Source organism: Petrocella sp. FN5, from assembly GCF_029210395.1.
GTDB lineage: Bacteria > Bacillota > Clostridia > Lachnospirales > Vallitaleaceae > Petrocella.
In genome coordinates, this window is sequence record NZ_JARGDP010000214.1 from 1 (window position 1) to 652 (window position 652).

Here is a 652-nt window from a genome sequence, read left to right on the forward strand (position 1 = left end):
TAAATAGAACCGTAAACAAAACTACAACCAAAATAGATAAGCATAATACCTAGGCTTGCAATAATGGTTCGGTATAAACCAAGAGGCATGAATTTTCTTGTGGTACCAACGGCAATGGAAATGAATCCATACCATATAAAATCAGCAAGAACATGACCACTATAAAAAAGTAGAACACCTGTGATGCCAAAAGATTTGTAGGCTTGCAGTAAAAAACCAAGGCCAATGATGGCCCACCAAAGTATAAAGTATGGGTTAGCAGCACTGAGTAAAAATCCTGAAACAAGGATGTTACCTGTGTTGCTTTTATTTTCGTCCAGTTGAATACTGATTTTGTTTTTAGCAGAACCGATAACCATATCAAAGCCCATATAGATTAAGAGGGCACCACCAATCAAACCGATGCCAACTTGTGCTAGGTCAGATTGTAATATGGTGTCAAAACCTAGGAATATCAAAGCAATCAAAAGGATTTCAAGGGCTGCATGACCGACAATAACAATAAAACCGGCAAAAATACCGGTATGCAAGGCTTGTTTAATGGTGTATGTAAGTAAAGGACCTGGCATCATAGCGCCTGAAAAGGCGATGACCAAAGCGGATAAAAATACGAGTGTCATTAAAATACACCCTTTCTTTTAATAACTTTATT

Annotated in this window: 1 protein-coding gene; it reads right to left on the bottom strand. The window is 37.6% G+C overall.

The window, feature by feature from the left end; all coding sequences use genetic code 11:
* Positions 1-620 (bottom strand): LysE family transporter (locus tag P0N36_RS15560; protein ID WP_275843808.1); only part of this gene is annotated, 620 nt, incomplete at its 3' end.
* Positions 621-652: the final 32 nt, after the last annotated feature.